20 protein-coding genes, 1 tRNA gene and 3 pseudogenes are annotated in these 21,049 nt (G+C 62.4%); 10 read left to right on the top strand and 14 right to left on the bottom strand.

Annotation, left to right across the window (positions count from 1 at the left end):
- Positions 1-21: 21 nt before the first annotated feature.
- Together DCO48_RS17255 and DCO48_RS17250 are read left to right on the top strand one after the other, a co-directional pair.
- On the top strand, positions 22-4,710 hold the full coding sequence (locus tag DCO48_RS17255) for an NEL-type E3 ubiquitin ligase domain-containing protein (protein ID WP_165840794.1): 4,689 nt from the start codon (positions 22-24) through the stop codon (positions 4,708-4,710).
- 142 nt (positions 4,711-4,852) lie between these two features.
- Positions 4,853-4,926 (top strand) — tRNA-Cys (locus DCO48_RS17250).
- A 99-nt stretch (positions 4,927-5,025) separates the two neighbouring features.
- Here DCO48_RS17250 and DCO48_RS17245 read toward each other — a convergent pair.
- From DCO48_RS17245 to DCO48_RS17235, 3 genes and pseudogenes are all read right to left on the bottom strand, one after another.
- Positions 5,026-5,232 (bottom strand): annotated as a pseudogene (locus DCO48_RS17245) (integrase); the annotation flags it as partial.
- Entirely contained in the window at positions 5,217-5,435 is a 219-nt protein-coding gene (gene tnpB / locus DCO48_RS17240) for an IS66 family insertion sequence element accessory protein TnpB (RefSeq protein WP_116551861.1), read from the bottom strand. The pseudogene DCO48_RS17245 and the gene tnpB, both read right to left, overlap by 16 nt.
- An 86-nt stretch (positions 5,436-5,521) precedes the next feature.
- Positions 5,522-5,707, bottom strand: a pseudogene (locus tag DCO48_RS17235) (hypothetical protein); the annotation flags it as partial.
- Between the two features lie 177 nt (positions 5,708-5,884).
- Between DCO48_RS17235 and DCO48_RS23310 the strand changes: the two are divergent.
- Positions 5,885-6,613: pseudogene (locus tag DCO48_RS23310) on the top strand (PAS domain-containing protein); the annotation flags it as partial.
- Positions 6,593-7,198 carry a methyl-accepting chemotaxis protein gene (locus tag DCO48_RS23305; protein WP_371919522.1) on the top strand — a complete coding sequence of 202 codons (606 nt, stop codon included), beginning with the start codon at positions 6,593-6,595 and terminating at the stop codon, positions 7,196-7,198. The pseudogene DCO48_RS23310 and the gene DCO48_RS23305, both read left to right, overlap by 21 nt.
- 286 nt (positions 7,199-7,484) lie before the next feature.
- Here DCO48_RS23305 and DCO48_RS17225 read toward each other — a convergent pair whose 3' ends face one another.
- Positions 7,485-8,177, bottom strand: coding sequence for a YoaK family protein (locus DCO48_RS17225; protein ID WP_116551818.1), 693 nt, complete (start codon positions 8,175-8,177; stop codon positions 7,485-7,487).
- 279 nt (positions 8,178-8,456) lie between these two features.
- Between DCO48_RS17225 and DCO48_RS17220 the strand changes: the two genes are divergently transcribed.
- The gene (locus tag DCO48_RS17220) at positions 8,457-8,705 is read left to right on the top strand and encodes a hypothetical protein (protein WP_133247617.1); all 249 of its coding nucleotides are present in this window, start codon (positions 8,457-8,459) and stop codon (positions 8,703-8,705) included.
- 64 nt (positions 8,706-8,769) lie between these two features.
- Here the strand turns inward: DCO48_RS17220 and DCO48_RS17215 are convergent, their stop codons facing one another.
- Positions 8,770-9,408: a hypothetical protein gene (locus tag DCO48_RS17215; protein ID WP_133247616.1), complete on the bottom strand. Its 639-nt coding sequence runs from the start codon at positions 9,406-9,408 to the stop codon at positions 8,770-8,772.
- 220 nt (positions 9,409-9,628) lie between these two features.
- Here DCO48_RS17215 and DCO48_RS17210 point away from each other — a divergent pair, with 220 nt between their 5' ends.
- Positions 9,629-10,042 (top strand): hypothetical protein, encoded by a 414-nt coding sequence (locus tag DCO48_RS17210; RefSeq protein WP_116551815.1) that lies wholly within the window; start codon positions 9,629-9,631, stop codon positions 10,040-10,042.
- Positions 10,043-10,046: 4 nt separating this feature from the next.
- Here the strand turns inward: DCO48_RS17210 and DCO48_RS17205 are convergent, their stop codons facing one another.
- Positions 10,047-11,504 (bottom strand): transporter, encoded by a 1,458-nt coding sequence (locus DCO48_RS17205; protein ID WP_116551814.1) that lies wholly within the window; start codon positions 11,502-11,504, stop codon positions 10,047-10,049.
- Between the two features lie 134 nt (positions 11,505-11,638).
- On the opposite strand from DCO48_RS17205, the gene DCO48_RS17200 reads away from it, so the two are divergent.
- Together DCO48_RS17200 and DCO48_RS17195 are read left to right on the top strand one after the other, a co-directional pair.
- Positions 11,639-12,118: an Lrp/AsnC family transcriptional regulator gene (locus tag DCO48_RS17200; protein WP_256584089.1), complete on the top strand. Its 480-nt coding sequence runs from the start codon at positions 11,639-11,641 to the stop codon at positions 12,116-12,118.
- Positions 12,119-12,164: 46 nt separating this feature from the next.
- Positions 12,165-12,665: a GNAT family N-acetyltransferase gene (locus DCO48_RS17195; RefSeq protein WP_116551812.1), complete on the top strand. Its 501-nt coding sequence runs from the start codon at positions 12,165-12,167 to the stop codon at positions 12,663-12,665.
- Positions 12,666-12,681: 16 nt separating this feature from the next.
- Here DCO48_RS17195 and DCO48_RS17190 read toward each other — a convergent pair whose 3' ends face one another.
- Positions 12,682-14,511 (bottom strand): ATP-binding protein, encoded by a 1,830-nt coding sequence (locus DCO48_RS17190; RefSeq protein ID WP_256584088.1) that lies wholly within the window; start codon positions 14,509-14,511, stop codon positions 12,682-12,684.
- Positions 14,512-14,676: 165 nt separating this feature from the next.
- Positions 14,677-15,156, bottom strand: a complete 480-nt coding sequence (locus DCO48_RS17185) for an N-acetyltransferase (RefSeq protein ID WP_116551810.1) — start codon at positions 15,154-15,156, stop codon at positions 14,677-14,679.
- Between the two features lie 135 nt (positions 15,157-15,291).
- On the opposite strand from DCO48_RS17185, the gene DCO48_RS22765 reads away from it, so the two are divergent.
- Both DCO48_RS22765 and DCO48_RS17180 read left to right on the top strand, forming a co-directional pair.
- Positions 15,292-15,468 (top strand): hypothetical protein, encoded by a 177-nt coding sequence (locus tag DCO48_RS22765; RefSeq protein WP_165840793.1) that lies wholly within the window; start codon positions 15,292-15,294, stop codon positions 15,466-15,468.
- A gap of 303 nt (positions 15,469-15,771) precedes the next feature.
- Positions 15,772-15,963, top strand: a complete 192-nt coding sequence (locus DCO48_RS17180) for a hypothetical protein (protein WP_116551809.1) — start codon at positions 15,772-15,774, stop codon at positions 15,961-15,963.
- Between the two features lie 66 nt (positions 15,964-16,029).
- On the opposite strand, the gene DCO48_RS17175 is transcribed toward DCO48_RS17180, so the two are convergent.
- From DCO48_RS17175 to DCO48_RS17150, 6 genes are read right to left on the bottom strand one after another with little or no spacing between them, the layout of a single operon-like run.
- Positions 16,030-16,527 carry a DUF2878 domain-containing protein gene (locus DCO48_RS17175; RefSeq protein ID WP_116551808.1) on the bottom strand — a complete coding sequence of 166 codons (498 nt, stop codon included), beginning with the start codon at positions 16,525-16,527 and terminating at the stop codon, positions 16,030-16,032.
- A complete protein-coding gene (locus tag DCO48_RS17170) occupies positions 16,527-17,801 on the bottom strand; it encodes a cyclopropane-fatty-acyl-phospholipid synthase family protein (protein ID WP_116551807.1) in 1,275 nt (424 codons plus the stop codon). Before DCO48_RS17170 ends, DCO48_RS17175 begins: the two co-directional genes overlap by 1 nt.
- On the bottom strand, positions 17,788-18,588 hold the full coding sequence (locus DCO48_RS17165) for a DUF1365 domain-containing protein (protein WP_116551806.1): 801 nt from the start codon (positions 18,586-18,588) through the stop codon (positions 17,788-17,790). The genes DCO48_RS17170 and DCO48_RS17165 overlap by 14 nt, the downstream gene beginning before the upstream one ends.
- Positions 18,585-19,832, bottom strand: coding sequence for an NAD(P)/FAD-dependent oxidoreductase (locus DCO48_RS17160; RefSeq protein WP_116551805.1), 1,248 nt, complete (start codon positions 19,830-19,832; stop codon positions 18,585-18,587). The genes DCO48_RS17165 and DCO48_RS17160 overlap by 4 nt, the downstream gene beginning before the upstream one ends.
- Positions 19,829-20,593, bottom strand: coding sequence for an SDR family oxidoreductase (locus DCO48_RS17155; protein WP_116551804.1), 765 nt, complete (start codon positions 20,591-20,593; stop codon positions 19,829-19,831). The genes DCO48_RS17160 and DCO48_RS17155 overlap by 4 nt, the downstream gene beginning before the upstream one ends.
- Positions 20,590-21,012 carry a nuclear transport factor 2 family protein gene (locus DCO48_RS17150; protein ID WP_116551803.1) on the bottom strand — a complete coding sequence of 141 codons (423 nt, stop codon included), beginning with the start codon at positions 21,010-21,012 and terminating at the stop codon, positions 20,590-20,592. Before DCO48_RS17150 ends, DCO48_RS17155 begins: the two co-directional genes overlap by 4 nt.
- Positions 21,013-21,049 lie beyond the last annotated feature (37 nt).

The following is a 21,049-nucleotide window of genomic DNA, read 5'->3' as shown; positions in this document are numbered from 1 at the left end:
TCCCTTTTTCGGGAGATGAGCATGAGCACGTCAGCGCACACTACGCATTCGCTGGACGAACTGATTGGCCGGCAATTGCCGGCATGGATGGCCGGGGCCAGGCCGGAGCAGTTGGCCGGGTTGCGCGCAGCGATGCTGGCAGCGGCGGCCAGCCACGCCCGTGCGCAACAGATGCTGGGGGCGCTGCAGTCGCCGCTAGCGTTCGCTGAAGCCCGCTTGTCCAGGGCTTTGCAGCAGGCGACTGGCGTGCCGGTGGCGGTGCGGCGGAACCGGCTGATACGTAGCTGGCAGACTGTCGAAGGCTTGCCTACGGGCACGCTCTCCGCTCGCTGGCGTATACATCGTCTTGAACAATCCCTGCTCGAAGCTGCCTTGCACAATTTCGACCCGACGGAAGCTATCGCCGCGGGCGCCACGGGTAGCCTGGCACTGTTCGATCACACGAACCGCAGCATGGCCCTGGCGCCGGAACGCTTTGTCCAGATCTGCCGCGATCTGGATCTGGGTGGGCAGTATCAGGCCTATCTCGACAGTCGCTTCGAGCCGGCTGACACGCATGCGCGCAGCGCCTTGCACGCGTTGCTGGAGCAGGTGCAGCGTGAGGACCTGGCGGTGGCCATGCAGCGCGCACGAATTGCCGGCGATATCGGCGCGGAAGATTTCCGTCATTTGCAGCAGATCGTGGCGGCTCAGTTGCGGGGGGCGGGCGCCGACCAGCAGGTCCGTTGTCGGCAATTGAGCGTGCTGGGGCGACCGCTGATGGGAGTGGTGGTGTTCGAGGTGCGCAGTTCGGCAGCGGCGGTGGAGGCGGTTATCGCCTATTTGCCTGGCGATGCGCTGGCGCCGTTGAAGCGCTATGCGTCCTGGGCGGCGCTGTACCAGGACCTCGGTGGGCGTTTTCGCGATCCGCAGTTTGTCGCGCAGGTGCAGGGCTATATAGGTGAGCGCGGGGGCAGGGTGTTCGCCGCGAACCTGGCACGACAACTCACGGCTGCCGCGGCGAACGCGGTCATTGCTCTCGACGGTCGCGACAGCGCGCTCGATGGCCCGCTGTTCGCCACGCTCTATCGCCAGCGCATTGCCCTGCTCAAGGACAATGCGCGGCTGCTGGCAGTGCCCACCGGCGATGAGGACTTCGCCGCCCGCAGCCGTCGTTTGCAGGGCTACATGAATGCCGGCATCAACCTGCTGAACCTGGCGTCATTGTTCGTCCCCGGCCTGGGCGTGTTGATGCTGGGGGTTGCCACCCTGCAGATTGCCTGCGAGGTCTATCACGGTATCGAGGACTGGCAGCAGGGCGACCGCGAAGGGGCGATCAATCACTTGCTCGGTGTCGCCGAAAATGTGGCGGCGATGGCGCTGATTGGCGCTGGCGGCGCTGCCACGGTGAGTCTGCTGCGGCGCAGCGGCTTCGTCGACGCGCTGGTGCCGGTGCAACTTTCAACTGGGCGTGCGCGCTTGATGAGTGCTGACCTCAGCGGTTATCGCCTCGACGACAGCACCCTCACCAGTGGGCAACTGGTTCAGGGCGATACGGGCGTGCAACTGCGTTTGCACGATGGCACCTACGCGCTCAGTCGCGACGAGTCGCGCGACGCCTGGCGCATCCGTCATCCCTGGCGCACCGACGCTCATGCGCCATTGCTGCAAAGCAATGGCGCCGGTGGCTGGCAGCATCCACTGGACCCGCCACAGTTCTGGCAGGGCGCCGGTCTTCTGGTGCGCCGGCTGGGTGTCGACACAGCCGATGTGAGCGAAGAAATGGCGCAGCGCCTGCTGGCGGTGACCGGCTTCGACGAAGCCCGTTTGCGCCGCCTGCATGTCGAAGGTCGGCCGGCGCCGGGGCGGCTGCTGGAAGCGCTACAGCGGTTTGAGCTGGATGTGCAGTTCGATGAGCTGAGTCAGCTCATTGCGCAAGAGCAACCGCTGCCGGCAACCCTGCTGCGCCTGCAACTGGACATGGTGACTGCGTTGCCTGGTTGGCCACGCTCGATCGGCTTGCGTGTAACCCTACCCGATGGCGGCGAATGGGCCGTCGCAGCGCCGGATGCCGAGGTTGTACAAACAGTGCAGTTGGCCGCCGACAGTTTGCGCGCGAACGACTGGCTGGAGGTGCTCCTCGACCGCCTTGCGGACAGCGATCCGCGTGCCTGGCTGGGCCAGCCACGCGCGCTGGCCGAGGTCAACCTGCAGCAGGTGCGACGGCTGCTCGGCTGTGAGCTGCGCGAGCGCAGGGCGGCGTTGTTCGAGCACGCCTGGCGACAGCGCCAGAGCAGCGAGCTGCCGCAGGTGACGTTGCTGCGGCGCGACTTCGCCGGTTTGAGTGCGGCCGTCGCCCAGGAGATTCTTGAGCAGACGCCGAGCGCGCAGGTCGCCCGTTCACTGAGCAGCCAGCGCGTGCCGCTGGAGGTTGCCGAGCGGGCGCGTTGGGGCCTGCGCGAAAGTCGCCTGGACCGCGCCAATGCTGGGTTTTTCCGCGCGGGAATGCTCAGTGTCGACAGCGAAACGTTGGCGTTGCGTCTGCTCGACGAACTCGCCCCGTGGCCAGCCGACGTGCGTCTGGAGTTGCGCCGGGTCGGTGCCGAGGCAGGGCTGCTGTGCGCGGTGGGCAGTACCCGTGCTGTGCGCACGGTGCGCGTACTCAAGACCCCCCGAGGCTATCGCCGCGACAGCGCCGACGCGGTCGATGCGGCCGATCTGTTCGAGGTCCTGGCGCCGTTGCTGGACGACAACCAGCGTGCCCTGCTCGCCGTGAACGATAGCCGTGGCACAAGCCTTCGCCAGGTGCTGGGCAGCTTCGCGACAGCAGATCGTTCCCGCGCGGCGCGTTTGCTCGGCCAGGCGCCGAACGGGTTTCGACCGCCGCAGCGTCTGGGCGACGGACGTCTGGGTTACCCGCTCAGCGGTGGCCGCGCCAACCCGCAGCGCACGACGATCGACCGCGCCTTGCGCGAGCTTTACCCAACCTTCAGCGATGAACAGGCCAGCGACTACCTGAACGAAGTGCGGGCCTCGGGGCAGGATGTCTGGGCCCATGTCTTCGATCGCCAGCAGCAGTTGGCACACCTCGACACGGCGTTGAATGCCTGGGTTGCCGAGCCGCGCAGCAGTGCCCCACGCCTGGCTGTCGGCCGGCGACGCGCGGCATGGCTGATCCGCAACTGTTGGCGCCGTCGGGCCTTGCTGTTGAGCGGACGCGATGCGGGTTATCGGCTACGTATCGACGAAGAGCCGCTGGGCAGGCTGCCGTCGCTGCATGAGTCGGTGGACTTCAGTCATGTCAGCGACCTGACCTTGAGGGCGCTGGAACTGACTGAAGTGAATCAGGCATTTCTCGCGCGCTTCGCTGGGGTCCGCTGGCTGAGCTTGAGTGACAACCGCCTGGTTGAGGTCCCACAGGTGTTGACGCACTTGCCCCGTTTGCGGCATCTGGAGCTGGCCAACAATCAGGTTGTGATCGATGCTGCCGGCAATCGCGCCTTGGCATCGTTGCCGTTGCTCGAGGCGTTGCACCTTGAGCGCAATCCGCTCGGTCCGCTGTTGGACCTGACCCCGATGAGCCGCTTGCAGTTGCTTGGCTTACGCGCGACCCAGCTGACGAGCTTGCCGCGGGGCTTGTTGAGCCGTGGTGCGCTGATGGCGGCCGACCTGCGTGACAATCGACTGGAAACCTTGCCGGTCGAGGCTTTTGCCGATCGTCACGGCGTGCTGCTGCGGCTCGACCTGGATGGCAACCCGTTGATGCCGGCCACGCGGGCGCGGCTGGTCGAATTCGCTCATGGTGCGCGGTTGCCGTCGCAGGCCGGGCCGGCGGCTGGAGCGGCGGGGCGGGCACGGCAGGTCTGGCTGAGCCGGCCGGCGGCCGATTCCGAGGGCTGGCATGCGCGGGAAGCGCGCTGGGCGCGGCTTGAAGCGGAGCCGGCGAGCGAGGACTTTTTCCAGTTGCTCGCCGATCTGGCCGAGACTGCCGATTTTGCACTGCGCCGCAGTGAGCTGGAGCGACGCCTGTGGGCGGTGGTCGATGCCTGCGAGCAGAGTACCCAGGTGCGTCGCGAGTTGTTCGAACTGGCCTCGCGTCCGCGCACCTGTGGTGACAGTGTGGCGCTGCATTTCAGTTTCCTGGAGGTGCGCATGCTGGTACTTGGCGCCACCCGGGAGTTGCCCGACACCATGGTGGAGCCAGCCTTGTTGCGGCTGGGGCGCTCGCTGTTCCGCCTGGACGAAGTCGACCGGATTGCGGCGGAGGATATTGCCATGCGCCAGGCACAGGGGGTGTCGTATGACGAAATCGAGGTACGTCTGGCCTATCGGGTGGGGTTGGCAAAATCGCTGGGCTTGCCAGGGCAGCCGCTCGACATGCGTTTCGAACAGTTGGCCAATGTCGATTCCCGGCAATTGCTCAATGCGCGGGGCAGGGTGCTGGCGGCCGAGCAGACCCAGCGCATGCTCCAGACCCTTGGCGAGCGCGAATTCTGGGTGGAGCATCTGCTGGCTACCAGGGCTGCGGAGTTTGAACGCAGCGAGCAGGTGTTTTTCGACCGCCTCGATGCGCTGACCGCGCGCGAGCAGACGATGAGCGATGGCGAGTACTTGCATCAGGCGAATGCCATCGGTGCCGAACGGGCGATGGCGCGCCAGGGTTTGATTGATCGCTTGACCCTGGCCGCGTGGCAGCGCTTCACCGGCCAGGGAGGCCGGGCAAGTGAATAATTTTTTTGAAATCAGGGGGTTGCAAGCATCTTAGAATCCGTCCATAATTGCCTCCATCGAAAGCGACGAGAAATAAAAAGCTCAACGTTTTCAATAAGATAGAGCAAGTAGAGCATACTTGATTTATCTTCAGCTGTTTTGAGGCCGAGTAGCAAAGTGGTTATGCTCCGGATTGCAAATCCGTCTACGCCGGTTCGATTCCGACCTCGGCCTCCATATTTGAAAGCCCCGCAGATTAACGTCTGCGGGGTTTTTTCGTTGTGGGCTGGAAAGCCAAGAGTTCCGAAACTTTCGGTGTGGAGTTCCGAAACTGCACTACTTCGAAGGCTTCGCGATGGCGCCGATACGCCGGTAAACGCGCTCGGTAATTCCTTCTTTGGAGTGGCCAAGCAGCACGCTCGCATCGCTCAGGTCGTTGATTTCCGAAGCCGCCTTCGGTCGGATATCACGGAACTGGAATCGAGTGATCCGGTTGGCCAGGTCGGGGTTCTTCTCCAGCTCAGCCTTCACCCTCGCAGTTTGAGGCAAAGGCAGAAGCCATTACGCTCCCAATAGGGGATCTTCACGCGATTGCGTGGTTTGTTAAAAAACACGAAAAGTACCGGATCGAACACGGCCACCTTGATATCAAGCGCCACCAGAGCGGCCAGCCCGTCGATGGATTTTCGGAAGTCGACAGGCTTGGGATAGAAGTAAACCTTTTCGACTTTGGCGTCGGGCCGCATCATGGTGAACGGGCTCCTGAAAAATCGGAGCACAGCATCGGGCATCAACTAGCGGCTTTGAATGTGGGGTTCATGGCGCGCTTACACTGCATCTCCCAAGTGGGGGGGTAGTTGCGGATGCGCTTCTTCGGGTCGCTGTCGAGGGTGACGCCGATGTAATGCACGCGGTCGGCGATGATCACGCCGGGCTCTCTGTTGGCGATGACGCGGCGCCCAACCTCAGCCGGCACGTCGTAATGGCGGCGAACGTAGTCGCAGTTGTCGTTGCTCATGGTTATCTCCAGGTAGTCAGCGCCTAAGAGCTCCTGATCCTTTATTTGCTAGATGACTAGGACTTTCTCTGAACCTCCTGTATGAATATTCAGGCGATTTCAGAAAAATTGACTTAACGCTCAAGAAAAAATGGCCTGTGTCGATAATGGCTTACCCAACACCTCTGGAGCCTATTGATGTTCAACCGCAACCTGAAAAAAATTCTGCAAGAGCAGAGTGCGGAGCTGCATCTGCTACGTCAGCAGGCCGAGCAGATGGACAGAGGGATGCTCTCCATAAGGCTTGATGCACAGTTTCGTATCTGCGCATTTAACCAACTCTTCTCAAAAACGTTGGGGTATTCCGACGGGCGCCTGCAGGGTCGCCCGCTCTCGGAGATTGTTCCGCCTTACGTTAAAGACCTGCCTTGCTTTCACGCGTTTAATCAAGCTGTAGCGCGATTTGAACCCGTCAATGATGAATATCGCTACCTTCGTGCTGACGGTACTCTTGCATGGTTGAAAATCTATTGGTTCCCTATTCGAGACCAAGACGGAAGCCTTGCCCATGTTCAGGGTTATGGCAGTGAGATAAGCCGTAACGTGGAGCAGGCGAAGGAAAATGAGGCTCTGATTCAGGCGCTGGTTCGGTCCACAGCCGTCATTGAATTTAACCTGGATGGCACCGTAATCACGGCGAACAAACAGTTCCTCGATGCGATGGGTTACTCACTGGGTCAGATCGTCGGCAAGCATCATCGTTTGTTCTGCTCCGCGGAAGAAACGGCAACCCATGAGTACGAAAGCTTCTGGAAGACACTCAACCGAGGTGAGTATGTGGCTAATCGTTTCAAGCGGGTCGACGCGCGCGGGAACGATATTTGGTTAGAGGCAACCTACAACCCTGTGCATGACACTGAGGGTAAGCTGTCTAAAGTTGTAAAGTTTGCGAGTGTCGTTACGGACCAAGTCGCACGCGAGCAAGAGGTAAAGGATGCAGCTGGCGTTGCATACGATATATCCCAGCAAACTGATTCGAGCGCGGAGCGTGGTGCTGTGGTAGTGACGCGAACAGTGGACACTATGCGCAGTATTGCTGAACAAATGAAGTCGGCAACCGAGAGTATCGAAGCGCTTGGCAAACAGTCTGCGTTGATTAGTTCTATTGTTCAAACCATTGGCGGTATTGCTTCGCAGACGAATCTGCTAGCACTCAATGCCGCTATCGAAGCTGCGCGTGCCGGTGAGCAAGGTCGAGGCTTCGCTGTGGTTGCCGATGAGGTACGCAAACTTGCTGGTCACACTAGCTCGGCGACCGAGGAAATCGTCAGCGTTGTCCAACAAAATCAGGCGCTAGCTGATCAAGCCGTGAGTGAAATGTTTAGCAGTCGGGAAAAAGCCGAGCAGGGCTTAGCGTTGGCCAATGAAGCCGGTACCGTAATCTTGGAAATTCAAAATGGCGCTAAGCAGGTAGTGGGTGCCGTGGGCCGTTTTGCGAACGAGATTAGTTAGTACCTGTCGGCTTTTACGCTTCGGATGTCTCGAAGGTCATGGCTTTCTCCATGCATGCACCGTCCAAACGCAGAGAATTACAGCCGCAACGATAGGCCGCTGGACCCACCACTCTTGCAGTCATTTGAAGCCTCTGCAGTGCGTAGCCCTCAGGTGGCAAGCTCCTACATTTTCAGACCCGGCTAACGCCGGGTTTTTCGTCTGAGCCCGCTCATAGAGCGGGCGATTAGCTATAGGACACTCGCACCCACGAGCTGTACGCGCACGGTCGATCATTGTTTTGTCGCTACTTCGGCATATACGTTCGTTGCCAGCGGCGGGGGATCATCAGCGATGCGGCGGCAAGAGAAACCGCCACTGCACCATTGACGGCGAGTGCTGCGATTCCGCAATAGCCCTGCAGCAGAGCGCCTGCTACCGCGCCAAGCAGCATGCCAATCCAAGGGACCAACTGCACCTTCCAGCCATACTTGCGCTCGCCCATCAACCAGCGGCCCAGACCGCGCCCGAAGCGAGAAAGGGCGCCAGTCACGTACGTCAGCCCGATCGGTAGCCCATTCACTTCCTCTACCACCGCATTGATCATGCCCATGGAGATGACGGCACACACCAGCGAAATGATCGCGGCTGGAATGAGTCCTGCCAAGCAGAGCAGGGCCCCCACACAAAGAAGTAACGGCCAGGAGCGCTGGCCCACCCAGCGCGTAACCATCACACCAAGGGCATTCCCGGCGATGAAGGCCCCAATTAACGTGGTAATGGTGAGGATGGCGTGATAGTCACGGTCGCCAATTGAAACGGCAAGGCGAGTTGTATTGCCGCTCATGAAGGAGACGAAATCACCGGTGGCGGTAAAGCCGACCGCATCCGTCATACCCGCCAGGAATGAGAGCGCCGCGACGAAGCACAGCCCGACCTTTCCGCGGAGCCGAGCAATGCGTTTTCCGCGTGCCGTGTAAACCCCGGAGTCAGGAAGCATTCGAAGCCTTGGCGGCAGTAACACAGTGTGTGTGATCGAACGGGTTGAGCGGCATTTTTTATCCTCATCATTGGGCCTGCGATGGCGTAAAGCTACCTCTGTAGTCGCATGTCGTGCCACTGGCTTTCTATCATGAGGGGGCAAGGCCCGCCAGAATCCCAACCGCTAGAGTGAATCCATATTGATCTGGCGGCCTCCGCGTCTGGAGACGGCAGGGTGGAAATTTGGTAGTGGATGGGGTATCACGAGGGGCCGGCATTGGGCCGAGGAGGGATGTCCGTGGTAAGTGAATCTGACAGCTATCGTTACAACGTCTTTCGTGCAGATGACCCCACTCAGTTGGTTGGCCGGATGGAAGGTGATGGGTTCGTCAGGTCGCCAGAGAATAAGATTCTCTACCGGGTTAACCGAGAAGGGTTCTCCACCAAGCTTGGCAAAATGGTCGGCTTCACCCGCGATGCCGGACGTGACGGCGCGACGATCGTCGATGAGCATGGCAAGGCCCTTTTCAGCGTGATTCGGGTGTAAAGCGCTTCGCCGTCCAAATGCTGCTCAGCGCCATCGCAGTTGGCCGTTGGCGCTACAGCGGACCTCAGCTGCTAGCCACGGCAGCCGGGCAGCCCCATTGTTTGTAGCCGGCATCGTTCTGCCCCTGATCGATGATTTCCTGGCAGCCCTGGAAGGGTGGACGGGTGTGCGTGGCAGGGCCGATGAGGGTTACCCGTGGGCTGGGTGGGTTCTCGATCTGGGATAGGCACTCGGTGATGTTCTTGTTCAGTTCGACCAGTGCTTGATGCGGTGTTTCGTACCGAATGAAGCCAGCCATGGTATTCCACAGTGTGTGCACCGCGATGCCACTGGCATAACAGTGATGCAAGTACGACGCGTCAGGCCCGACAAAGGTGCCGAACATTTCCCCCTCCTGTTTCAGCGCACGCATTCTGCGGCTCTGGGCAGGCAGTGCAGCGCCAGTGGGCAGGGCGTCCATCGCCAGCAGTTGACGGGTCGCCACGACGATTTTTTGCACATAGTGTTCGGCGGCGCCGCGCTTTGCCTGATACCTGGCAAGTACCTCCCTGTTGCCATCGATCACGGCAAATTCAACGCCCTCGGCATTCTTTATTCGTGGGCCGCTAGCCGGTGGCGAACCAAAGGCGTGAAGACGTTCCGGCAAGAGGAATAGAACGAAGAGGGTGCCGACGGCAAGGCTAAGCAACCGTTCCTTTTTCATCGATGTACACCTGTCAAAAGGAAGTAACCCTATATCGGGGATCTTTCGACGACCATAAACAAAGCATTTACATATCGACCCAGCGTTTATGGAAATTGCTGACAAACAGTCAGCGCTGCCAAGCAGCGCGCAGGGGCAAGTTGGCAGCGCCAACGGTACCCGGCTAGTAATGCGCTACAGTGTCCTGCAGCCCGTCAACGTTCGAACAAGGAGGTTCATGATGCTTGCAAAGTTGTTGGTAACCGTTGGAATCCTGTTTTATGCCGTGATCGTGCCGATCCTCGAGATCAACGATACCCATGTCTTCAATCAGGCCTGGGCACCGCACGCGCGGCTGCACGAAACCTGGCAGTTGTTCACCAATACTGGCCTGGGGGCCTTCAGCGTCTGGCTGGTATGGGGCCGCGACGATCTCAAGCTCGCCAGCCTGCTGACGGTGTTTGTCACCGGTGGCTTCCTGCTGGCCTACTGGCTGCGCGACGGCTACGGTGGCTCGATGGTGCTCAGCGACGGCTCGGAAAAAGTCCTGTTGGGAATAAACCTCGGGCTGTTTGCCTATACGCTGGCGATCATCCTTGCGGCGCTGGCGGTGGTAATCCAGCAGCGCCGGCAGCCATTGGCGGAAGATGCCTGAGCGGTCAAAGCCAGCCACTCAACAGCACTGCCGCCAGGGCCACCAGCAATGTGTTCAGCGCAACCAGCGCAAAGCCGAACCTGACCAGCTCAGCTTCCTCTGTCGCCTGGGTTTTTGCCAAGCCCAGAATCAGCATCACGATCGACAGGGAGCCGAGCGCCGCATGGCCGGCCGCGCTGTTCTGTACGGCCGCGAGCAGCAGGCGCGAGGATTCCGGCAACAGGGCGATGGCGGGCATGAAGATCGCGTTGCCGCCCACGTTCGACCCGGTCATGTACCCGGACAGCCCGCCAAGCACCGCCACCAGCGGCGTAGCAGCGCCACTTGAAAGGCCCGCCAGCAGTTGCGTCAGGCCGCTCAGGAAACCGGCCTTGACCATCATTTGCGACATGGCCAGAAAGAAGAAGATGGTCAGCAGTGGTCGTTTCGCCCGCGCCACCAGTGCCGGCAACAGGTTGTCATCGACTCCTGCCGGTGCCTGGGCGCTGCGCAGGTGAACGGCCAGCATCGCCAGCAGCAGAAGCAGCGCCACGCCGGGTGAGGCCAGAGGCTTCCAGCTGACCACGCTGCCTTCGACGATCCAGCGGTCCTGCCAGGCAGTCAGTGCCCAGAGCAATTTGAGCAGGACGATACAAGCGATCAGCGCGAGATAGGGCCAGGCCTGGCGTGGCCACGGTGCGGCGAGGCCTGTGTTCGCGCTACGCCGTAGCTGCCATTGGCCCTTGCCCAGCACCGCCGCCGCCGTCAGCAGGCCGGCGGCCACCCCGGCCACTTCCGGCCCCAGCCAGCGGCTGGCACTGTACAGTACGCCGACGAACAGCAACCAGAACCCGCCGAGTGCCATCCACGCCTGCGGCGCGCGCGCGCCGGCCAGGTACAGTGAGAGCGCCGCCAGTGCCAGGAACACTGCCGCGCTGGTCAGCGCCGAGGTGGCCGCGAGGGCGCTGGCGTCCAGTTGGGCCAGCGCGGCGCCGATCACCGATGCCAGGCCCAGGGTGCCCCACGGCATGATGGCCATGCCGGCCAGGGCGATGCGCAGCGCAATACGCCGTTCGAACAGGCTGAGCAGCAGCGGCACCGTGGCGATCAGCGACACGCCAAAACCGGTCATCGCTTCCAGCAGCGGGGCCAGGCCCAGCACGATGAACACCAGTTGATCGCCACGTCCGAGGCCCAGCCCCTGAACCCACTGGCTCAGGGCCAGGTTGACCCTCATACGCTCGATCAGAATGACGAAGGCCAGCCCTGGGACGATGACGAAGGCGGTGCTGGCAAACAGTACGGCGGTGTCCTGGCTGGCAGCCAGCAGGCTGCGCAACTGCCACGCGTCGGCAGCCCCGGCCAACCACAGCAGGCTCACCAGCGCGGTGCCGGCCAGCGCCGCCTGGATCGGTGGGCGGCGCAGCAGCACCAGCATGGCGGCGACCAGCAGAACGGGAGAGAGATGAACCAGTGCGAGCATGGCGATAGCATCCTGAAAGAGACGTCGAACCAGACGTGAAGGCGGCCGGTGGGCAAAATAATATTTCTCGCCAGTGGATAAAGGGCCGCTGTTTTCTGCTAGTTTTCGAGAAAATTTCTCGCGGGTTGGCCATGATGAAGAAACCTGTTGCTGGCGATGCGCTGGACACCTTCGACCGCGCCATCCTCGACCTGGTGCAGCGCGACAACAGCACTCCGCTGCGGCTCTTGGCCGAGCAAGTCAACCTGTCTACGGCGGCCGTGCAACGCCGGCTCAAGCGTCTGCAAGCGCTGGGCGTGATCACCGCCAATGTCGCGGTGGTCGAGCCCACCGCCGTCGGCCGGCCGATCACCATCATTGTCGAGGTCATGACCGAGCGCACCAGCATCCGCGAGCTGGAGGCGATGAAGGCGCATTTTGCGGTGCCCGAAGTGCAGCAGTGCTACTACGTTACCGGTGAGGTGGATTTTGTTCTGGTGCTCAATGTGGCCAGCATGCAGGAATACCAGGTGCTGGCCCGTCGGCTGTTTGCCGAGAACCCCAACGTCACCTGGTTCAAGACCATTGTTGCGCTGGACCGGGTGAAGGTCGGGCTGGATGTATTACTGAGCTGAGCCGGCCGATGAATAGTGGCTGTCACCGACACAGGAGGTGTGAGCATTGAGTGCTTTCCGGGTACGCGAATTGCGATCGACGGATGCGCCAGCCTTGCTGGCGTTCGAAATTCAGAACCGCGCATGGTTCGAAGCCCATGTCGATGCGCGTCCCCCGGCCTTCTATTCGGCGCAGGGCGTTGTCGAGCATATCGACGGCTACCTGACGTATTTTGCCCGGGGGGTGTGGCACCCCTTCGTGATCGAGGACGCCAGCGGCGCAATCGTCGCTCGCGCCAACCTGAAAAGCATCGATGCCCGGCAGTGTTGCGCAGAAGTGGGTTATCGGGTCGGACAGTCCGTCTGTGGGCAAGGGCTGGCAACCCTGGCGTTGCGGCATTTGATCCGCGAGGCGCGGCAGCGTTGGCAACTGACCCAGTTGCTTGCTTATGTGTTCAAGGACAACCTCGGCTCATGCAAGGTGCTGGAACGCTGCGGGTTCTTGCTTGAGCTTGAGCAGGCTGATACTGATGCCGCGCGTGAATATCGCTTCACACGGGCACTCTGAACGACAACCTGCGCAGTTACTTGGCCAGCATGTCCTGCACCCGCTGGCCCAGCGAGTCGACCGAAAACGGCTTGCTTAGCACCTGCATGCCCGGCTGCAGTTCACCGGTAGCCCTGATCGAGTGCTCTGCGTAGCCGGTGATGAACAGTACCTTCATTGCCGGCCGCAGCCTTAGCCCGGCCTCCGCCAGTTGCCGGCCATTCATTCCGCCAGGCAGGCCGATGTCCGCTACCAGCAGGTCAATCGGCGCCGTGGAGCGTAGCAGTTCCAGCCCGACCGCACTGTCGGCGGCCTCGAGCACGGTGTAGCCGAGCTCGTCGAGTACATCCACCAGCAGCATGCGTACAGTTGGCTCGTCATCGACCACCATCACGGTTTCGCTGCGCTGCGCCGGTGCTGAGGTGGTTGCCGCCGGGCTGTGCTCCTCCCACGGCGGTGCGCCGTGATGGCGCGGCAGGAAGATACTCACCGATGTGCCTGCGCCGACGGCCGAGTCGATCCGCACCTGGCCGCCGGACTGCTGGGCGAAGCCATAGATCATCGACAGGCCGAGGCCGGTGCCCTGGCCAATTGGCTTGGTGGTGAAGAATGGCTCAAACACGCGGCTCATCACCTCGGGCGGCATGCCGATCCCGGTGTCGCTGACGTTCAGGCACAGGTAGTGCCCCTCGGGCAACGCCAGGGCCTGTGCCGCGTTGGCGTCCAGCCAGTGGTTGCTGGCCCTGAGGCTGATGCGCCCACCCTCGGGCATGGCGTCGCGGGCGTTGATGCACAGGTTGAGCAGGGCGTTTTCCAGCTGGCTGGCATCGACGAAGGCGGGCCACAGGTTGGCGCTGCCGAGGGTCTCCAGCTGAATGCCGGGCCCGGCGGTACGCTGGATCAGCTCGGTCATGCCGAACATCAGGTTGTTGACGTTGACCGCTCGCGGCGCAAGGGTCTGCCGGCGGGAGAAGGCCAGCAGGCGGTGGGTAAGGGCGGCCGCACGTTTCGCTGCCCCCTGGGCGGCCAGCGAATATTTCTGGATATCGCTGAGACTGCCTTCGGCAATCTGCTTGCTCATCAGTTCCAGCGCCCCGGAAATTCCCGAAAGCAGGTTGTTGAAGTCGTGGGCGAGGCCACCGGTCAACTGCCCGACGGCTTCCATTTTCTGTGACTGGTAGAGTTGCTCTTCGGCCTGCATCAGCTTGGCGGTGCGCTCGGCGACCCGTTGTTCCAGGGTTTCGTTGAGCTCGCGCAAGTTGGTCTGGGCCTGGCGCAGGGCTTCCTCGGCAGTGGTTCGCTCAAGCAGGTCGGCCGCTTGCCGGGCGAGGATGTCGAGTAGCCGCAGGTCGCGCTCGGACGGCTCATGCGGCTGGCTCCAGTGGGTCGAGATCATCCCCAGCAGGTTGCCGCTGCGCGACAGCAGTGGGGTGGTCTGCGCCGAGCGGATACCGGTGCGAAGGAACGCGTCCAGGTCTGCGGTGCCGGCAATCGGCGGCCACTGCTCGAAGTCGACGATAATCGCTCGCTGGCCGCGCTTGAGGGCTTCGGCACAACTGCTGAGGGCTTCGGGCTTGACCCATTGCCAGAACCCCACGGCCTCGGCTGGCAAGCCGCGCGAGCACAACAGCTCCAGTTCGCCAGCATGCCCGGAGGCATGCCCGGGCGGGCATAGCAGCTGCATCGTGCCGAACTGCGAACCGGCAATGGTGATCGCCGCGTCGAGGATCTTGCCATAGAGTGCCTGCAGGTCCTGCTCGCCGATCAACGCGATGCTGATGCTGTGCAGGAGCTCGATGTCGGACACATCGTTGGCTGCAGTGCTGGCGGTGGCAGGCGCAACATCGGCCGAATCAGCAGTCTTCACACCCGCGTACCCATGCAAGAACAATGGCTTCATTCGCAACCCTTGTCCGCTCGGCAGGGTTGCATGTTCGCTGGGAGCGGATAGTAGGTAGGCCGTTGGGCCGCGTCAACAATGCCGGCCACGAGGCTTCGGATTTGTCTTTGATTGCCTCTGGCTTGGCGGAAATCAGCGCAATATTTGGCGCATCTGTACCAGCGCGACCCGTGTGCCGTTCAGGCCTGCTCGCTCTTCAATGTCGAAGGGCACGAAACCGAGCCGCGGGTAGAGCAACAGGCCGGCGGTATTTTCGTTGAAGCAGGAAAGCTGCACTTCACGTGCGGCATGCCGTTCGGCGGCGAGCTGGGTCATGCTGTTGATGATGAACGTGGCCACACCTTTGCCACGGGCCGTCGGTGCTACCACGACATTGCCGATACAGCAGATGCCCGCGTGCTCGGCCTGGTAGAAGTTGGCGAAGCCGACCACGGCGCCGTCCAGTTCGAACACCGTGGAGTCGAAGCGTTGGGCGATGGCCGCCGCGAGTTGCGCTGCGGTCAGTGGGTACTGCGCCTTGGGAAACATGAAGAACAGCTCCCGCGCACCTTGCGGAAAGGTCAGCAGGGTATCGATATCGGCAGCCGTTACCGGCCTGTGGGTCAGGGTCATCTCCAGCCTCCGTCGTCCATGAACTGCGTACAGTAGCGCATTGGTAGCACGTCACAACACCGCCATGAAGCCGTTGTAGGCTTGGCTACCTGTCCTGGCGCATCTGCCGCCGTCGATTTTCACTGGAGTAAACGGATGTTCCCAACGTTCCTACGCTGGCCGCTATTGATCGGCCTGTTTGCCGCTGTGGTCGTTCTGGTCACTAGTCTGCTGCAATGTATCAGCGGCAGAGGCGAACTGGGTGAGCTTGTCCTGCCGCTGCTGCTGGCCATTCTGCTGATCTGGGGCCATGGGCGCTTGAACCAGGCCTAGCGCGCAGTACCGCTGCTCCCCAGGGGCGGGTTCCAGTGAGCCGTCAACGTTATTTGCGGTGCTTGTGGTGACGATTGTGCTGTTTGCCAGCGGAGTGCCGGTCGTCGTTGCCCAGGTGCTTGCCGATGGTCGAGCCGGTAGAACCACCGAGCTGGGATTTGCACATGAGTAACACCTCGAACGTCCGGGTCGATACCTATTGTGCAGGCTACCTGCAAAATCAACCGTTTATCACGGCTTGCCGAGCGCCCGCCAGCTGCGCGACTATCCGCAGCCGGCGTTCCGGTCTAGACGAGGTGAAGGATGGCGCAGAGCAAAACCGTAGCTGAACTGATCGCGACCCTGGCGCGCCTGCCACAGGACGCGAAGGTGATCGTCGAGGGCGGGCTGAGCCTGAAGGGCATCAGCCCGTTCGGTCCGGGCCAGGTCCAGCTGGAATTCGAGGAGCAGATCATCGACTCGTCGCCGTCGTGGATCGTCTTCGTCAAACGCTAGGCCTCAGCGTGCGTGACATCTGCGCTTGCGCCGGCAACTGTTGAGCGCTTCGCCATGAAACGCTGGTCAAATGAGTGCCCGGCTCAGGCGCTGCAGCAGTGGCAGGAGCAACGCCCAGAGCAGCGCGAGCACTAGCATGGAGGTGCTGGTGCCCAGCGGTAAGCCGACCCCGGCCAGTTGGCTGCCAGCCCAGTAGGACAGCGGCCCGCCCAGCGCACCGAACAGGCTGGCGCGCCACCAGGGCCTGGCGCTCCAGGCCAGGCTGTGGCGCAAGGTACTGGCGAACAACGGCCAGAGCAGAGCCAGCCAGGCCGGCAGCAGCGGGCCGGGGCGGTGGAAATCAAACAGGCCCAGTTGCAGCAGCGCGCTGTCGAGCAGCCAGCCGATCAGGCTGACCCCGAGCAGCAAGCGCCACTCTCGGGGTTCCGCGAGCCAGGCCAGATGGACACCCAGGCACACCAGCGCGAGCAACAGCAGCAGTGGCCGTTGCGCGCCGAGCACACAGGCAAACCAGCCCAGCTGGAACAGCCCGGCGTTGAGCAGCAAGCGGCCGCTGCTGGCCATCAGTGTTCAAACGCACCCAGCAGCGGCGCCGGGCGCGCTGCCGGTTTGGCCAGCAGTAACTGCGCGGTACCGATAGTGCGCTCCAGAAAGCCACCTTCGCAGTAGCACAGGTAAAATTCCCACAATCGGTAAAAGCCATCGTCATAGCCCAGTTGCATCAGCCGCTGACGGGCGTGTTGCAGGTTCTCATGCCAGCAACGCAAGGTGCGCGCGTAATGCAGGCCGAAGTCTTCCATATGGTGCAGGTTCAGATCACTGACCCGGCTCAGCACTTGCAGTAACACGCTGACCGACGGTAGCGCGCCCCCGGGAAAGATATAGCGCTGGATGAAGTCCACCGAACGTCGCGCCTGGGTGTAGCGCTGCTCGCGGATGGTGATGCTCTGCAGCAGCATCAGTCCGTGCGGTTTGAGCAGCCGCGCGCATTGCCGGAAGTAGGTGTCGAGGAAGCGGTGCCCGACCGCTTCGATCATTTCGATCGAGACCAGCTTGTCGTACTGTCCGTCGAGATCGCGGTAGTCTTCTTGCAGCAGGGTGATCTGCTCCTGCAGGCCGAGTGCGGCGATTCGCTCGCGGGCGTAGGCGAACTGCTCGGCGGACACCGTGGTAGTGGTGACCCGACAGCCATAGTGCTGCGCCGCGTAGATCGCCAGCCCGCCCCAGCCGGTGCCGATCTCCAGCAGGTGGTCGTCGGCCCGCAGGTCGAGCTTCTGGCAGATACGCCGCAGCTTGTGCTGCTGGGCCTGCTCCAGGCTGTCGTCCGGGCGCAGAAACATCGCCGCCGAATACATCATGCTCGGGTCGAGCAGGTTTTCGAACAGCGCGTTACCGAGGTCGTAGTGGGCGGCAATGTTGCGCCGCGCGCCGCGCCGGGTGTTGCGGTTGAGCCAGTGCAGACCGTGCAGTATCGGCCGACTCAGGCGCGCCAGGCCGCCTTCCATGGCGTCGAGCACATCGAGGTTGCTGACCATCACCCGGACCACGGCGGTCAGGTCAGGCGTGCTCCAGTAACCATGGATATAGGCTTCCCCGGCGCCAATCGAGCCATTGCTGGCGACCATGCCCCAGAGCGCGTCGTCATGGACCTCGATCTGCGCTGACAAGGCCGCGCCGGCGTTGCCGAAGTGACGCACCCCGGCGGGCTCGATCAGCGTCAGGTACCCTTGCTGCAGCCGGCTCAGCTGGTGCAGCACCGCGCGCCGCAGCAGCGCCGTGCCGAAGCCGTCGCCAGTGATGGCCAGGCGCTTCGCCGGCAGGGTATCAGGACTTTTCATGGGCGGACTCCTCGCGACGGGTACGGGCCAGGCGCCAGTTGCCCTGGGCAGGAAAATGGCTGTACAGCGGGTGGCGCTTGAGTAACAGGCGCAGTGCCTGCCAATAGATCGCCAGCACGGTCTTGCCGGTCATCCAAGGGAAACGCAGCAGGTAGCGGTGCAGGTTGCGGCGGTCGAGCGGTGTGCGCTTCAGTTGCAGGCTGGCGCTGAACACGCGCTGCTCGTCGCGCCAGTCTTCCATACGCACGCGAATGTGTTCCGCCGGTGCACAAAAGTGCATGCGGTACTCAAGGTCAGGTGGCAAGAACGGCGACACGTGAAAGGCCTTGGCCACGCTGAAACTCCAGGGCCCCGACTGTTTGGCCGGCAGCACGTAGTGATAGCGCTGGCGCCACGGGGTGTTGGTGACCTCGCAGAGGATCGCCAGCAGCCGCCCATCCTCAGCGTGGCAGTAGAAGAAACTCACCGGATTGAATGCCAGGCCCCAGCTGCGCGGCTGGGTCAGCAGGCAGATGGCCCCGAGCGGGCGTTGGCCCAGCGCGGTTTCGACCTGATCGCGTACCGCCTCGATCAGCCGTTGGCCATGGCCAGTGCAGGCTGGCAGGTAGTCCTGCTCGCGAAAGGCAAACGCCGCGAAGCGCCCGCGCCCGGCCAGCGGCGACAGGCCGAGTACTTCGTCCTGTTCGTCGAGGTCCAGGTACAGCAGGCCCATGCGATAGGCAAAGGCATGCCCACCGTTGACGAAGCGTCGGTGGCTGACCCAGCCTTGATACAGTGCGCTGTTCATAGCTGTTCCCCAAACGCTGCGGCCACGCGCAAGGCACTGAGCACGCCGTCCTCATGGAAGCCGTTGCCCCAATAGGCGCCGCAATAGTAGCTGTGCCGCGGCCCGCAGATTTCTGCCTGGCGCGCCTGCGCGCGCACGCCGGCGAGGCTGAACTGCGGGTGGGCGTAGGTGTAGCGGCCAAGAATTTTTGCCGGGTCGATGGCCGCATTCTGGTTCAGGCTGACGCAAAAGGTTTCTGGCGCGTCGATGCCTTGCAGGATGTTCATGTTATAGGTCACCGCTGCCGGCTGGCTGGCGTGTCCGCCTAGGCGGTAGTTCCAGCTGGCCCAGGCCAGCGGTCGTTGTGGCAACAGGCGGGTGTCGGTGTGCAACACCACATCGTTGTCGGCGTAGGGCAGGGCACCGAGAATCTGCCGCTCGGCATCGCTCGGGTCGTGCAGCATCAGCAGCGCCTCGTCGCTGTGGCAGGCAAAGATCACCTTGTCGAACAGCTCCGTCCCGTCCCGGGTGAACAGCCGCACCCCGTGCGCCTCGCGGGCGACGCCGAGCACCGGGCAGTTCAACCGGATGTGCTCGGCGAACGGTGCACACAGCGGCGCGAGATAACTGCGCGAGCCGCCTTCGATCACCCGCCACTGCGGCCGTTGATTGATCGAGAGCAAGCCGTGATTTTTGAAGAAACGCACGAAGAACCGTAGCGGAAATCCGAGCATCTGCCCCAGTGGCATCGACCAGATCGCCGCGCCCATCGGCACGATGTAGTGGTCGATGAAGCGCTGACCGTAGCGGTTCATCAGTAGGTAGTCGCCCAGCGACAGCACGTCGCTGACCTTCTGTTGATCGAGGTCGCGCAAGGCTTCGCGGTTGAACCGCAGGATGTCGTAGAGCATGCCCCAGAACGGCGGCGAGAGCAGGTTGCTACGCTGCGCGAACAGGCTGTTGAGGGTGTTGCCGTTGTACTCGTGGCGGGTCTTTGGGTCGTGCACGGAAAAGCTCATCTCGGTCGGGCGCGAGGCGACGCCGAGGTGTTCCAGCAGGCGGATGAAGTTCGGGTAGGTCCAGTCGTTGTAGACGATGAACCCAGTGTCTACCGCGTAGTGCCGCTCGCCCAGTTGCACGTCGACGGTGTGTGTATGGCCGCCGATGCGCGGGCCGGCTTCGAATACGCTGACCGCGTGCCGGCGCTGCAGCAGGTAGGCGCAGACCAGGCCGGAAATGCCGCTGCCGATGATGGCGATCTTCATTGTTTCGGCTCCTCGTGCAACGGCCGCGACAGGCGTTTGCCCAGCAGCAGTTGCAGGCGTCGTGGCAGCAACGCGAGCAGGCGCAGGCCAAGGACGAAGGGCCGCGGGAAGTTGATTTCATAGGGCCGTCGATCCAGCCGCGCGACGATGTACTGTGCGGCTTTTTCCGCCGACCAGCGCATCGGCATCGGGAAGTCGTTGCGTTGGGTCAGCGGCGTGTCGACGAAGCCGGGGCTGATCAGGGTGACGTCAATCTGCTCGCGGGCCAGGTCGATGCGTAGCGACTCGAACAGGTAGCGCACCGCAGCCTTCGACGCGCCATAGGCGCCGGCGCGGGGCAGGGCGAGAAAGGTGACCGAACTGGCCACCCCGACCAGGTGTGGATGCTGGCTGTGGCGCAGCAACGGTAAGGCCACCTGGATGCACTGGCTGGTGGCGAACAGGTTGGTGCTGACTACCCGTTCCACCACGGTGGCGTCGAATCGCGCGCTATCGATGTATTCGCAGGTGCCGGCGTTCAGGATCACCTGGTCGAGACCACCCCAGGCCTGGGCGATCTGCGCGCCGATAGCACGCACTTGCTCGGCATCCTGCAGGTCACCGGGTAACACCAGTACTTGCTGACCCCAGACGTTGGCCAGGGCCTGCAAGGCCAGGCGATTGCGTGCGCTGATGGCCACGCGATGTCCCTGGCGCAGCAGCTCGCGGGCCAGTTGCGCGCCGATGCCGCTGCTGGCACCGGTCAGCCAGATACGCTTCATGCTAACCGCCGTTTCAGCCAGCCGATGGCCCCGCCAAGCAATGGCAGGTGTTCGTAGAGCAGGGCGCCGGCGTCGAAGTAGTCGTGATGCAGGCGGACCTTGCTGTCCCACATCAGGCAGGAGCAGCCGCGCACCTCGATCAGCTCGGCATTTTTCAGTCGCGGGTGGCGGAAGCGCAGGGTCCAGCGCAGATAACCCAGACCTTCGCCGACCTGGTCGTAGGCATGGAACTCGAACTGCAGATCCTGCACATTGGCATACAGCTGGGCAAAATAATCGCGCAACGCCGGTAGGCCCTCGACACAATGCAAAGGATCGCGGAACTGGACGTCGTCGCTGTACAACTCGGCAAGCAGCTCAAGGTGCTCGGCATCCACCTCGCTGAAACGCCGGGCAAAGCGCTGGAGAAACTCTGACATGGCCTGCACCGAAAAGTAACTGAGGGGGCATTGTTGT

It is taken from the genome of Pseudomonas sp. SDI (assembly GCF_003105155.1).
Classification (GTDB): Bacteria; Pseudomonadota; Gammaproteobacteria; order Pseudomonadales; family Pseudomonadaceae; genus Aquipseudomonas.
This window is presented reverse-complemented; position numbering and strand designations above follow the sequence as displayed.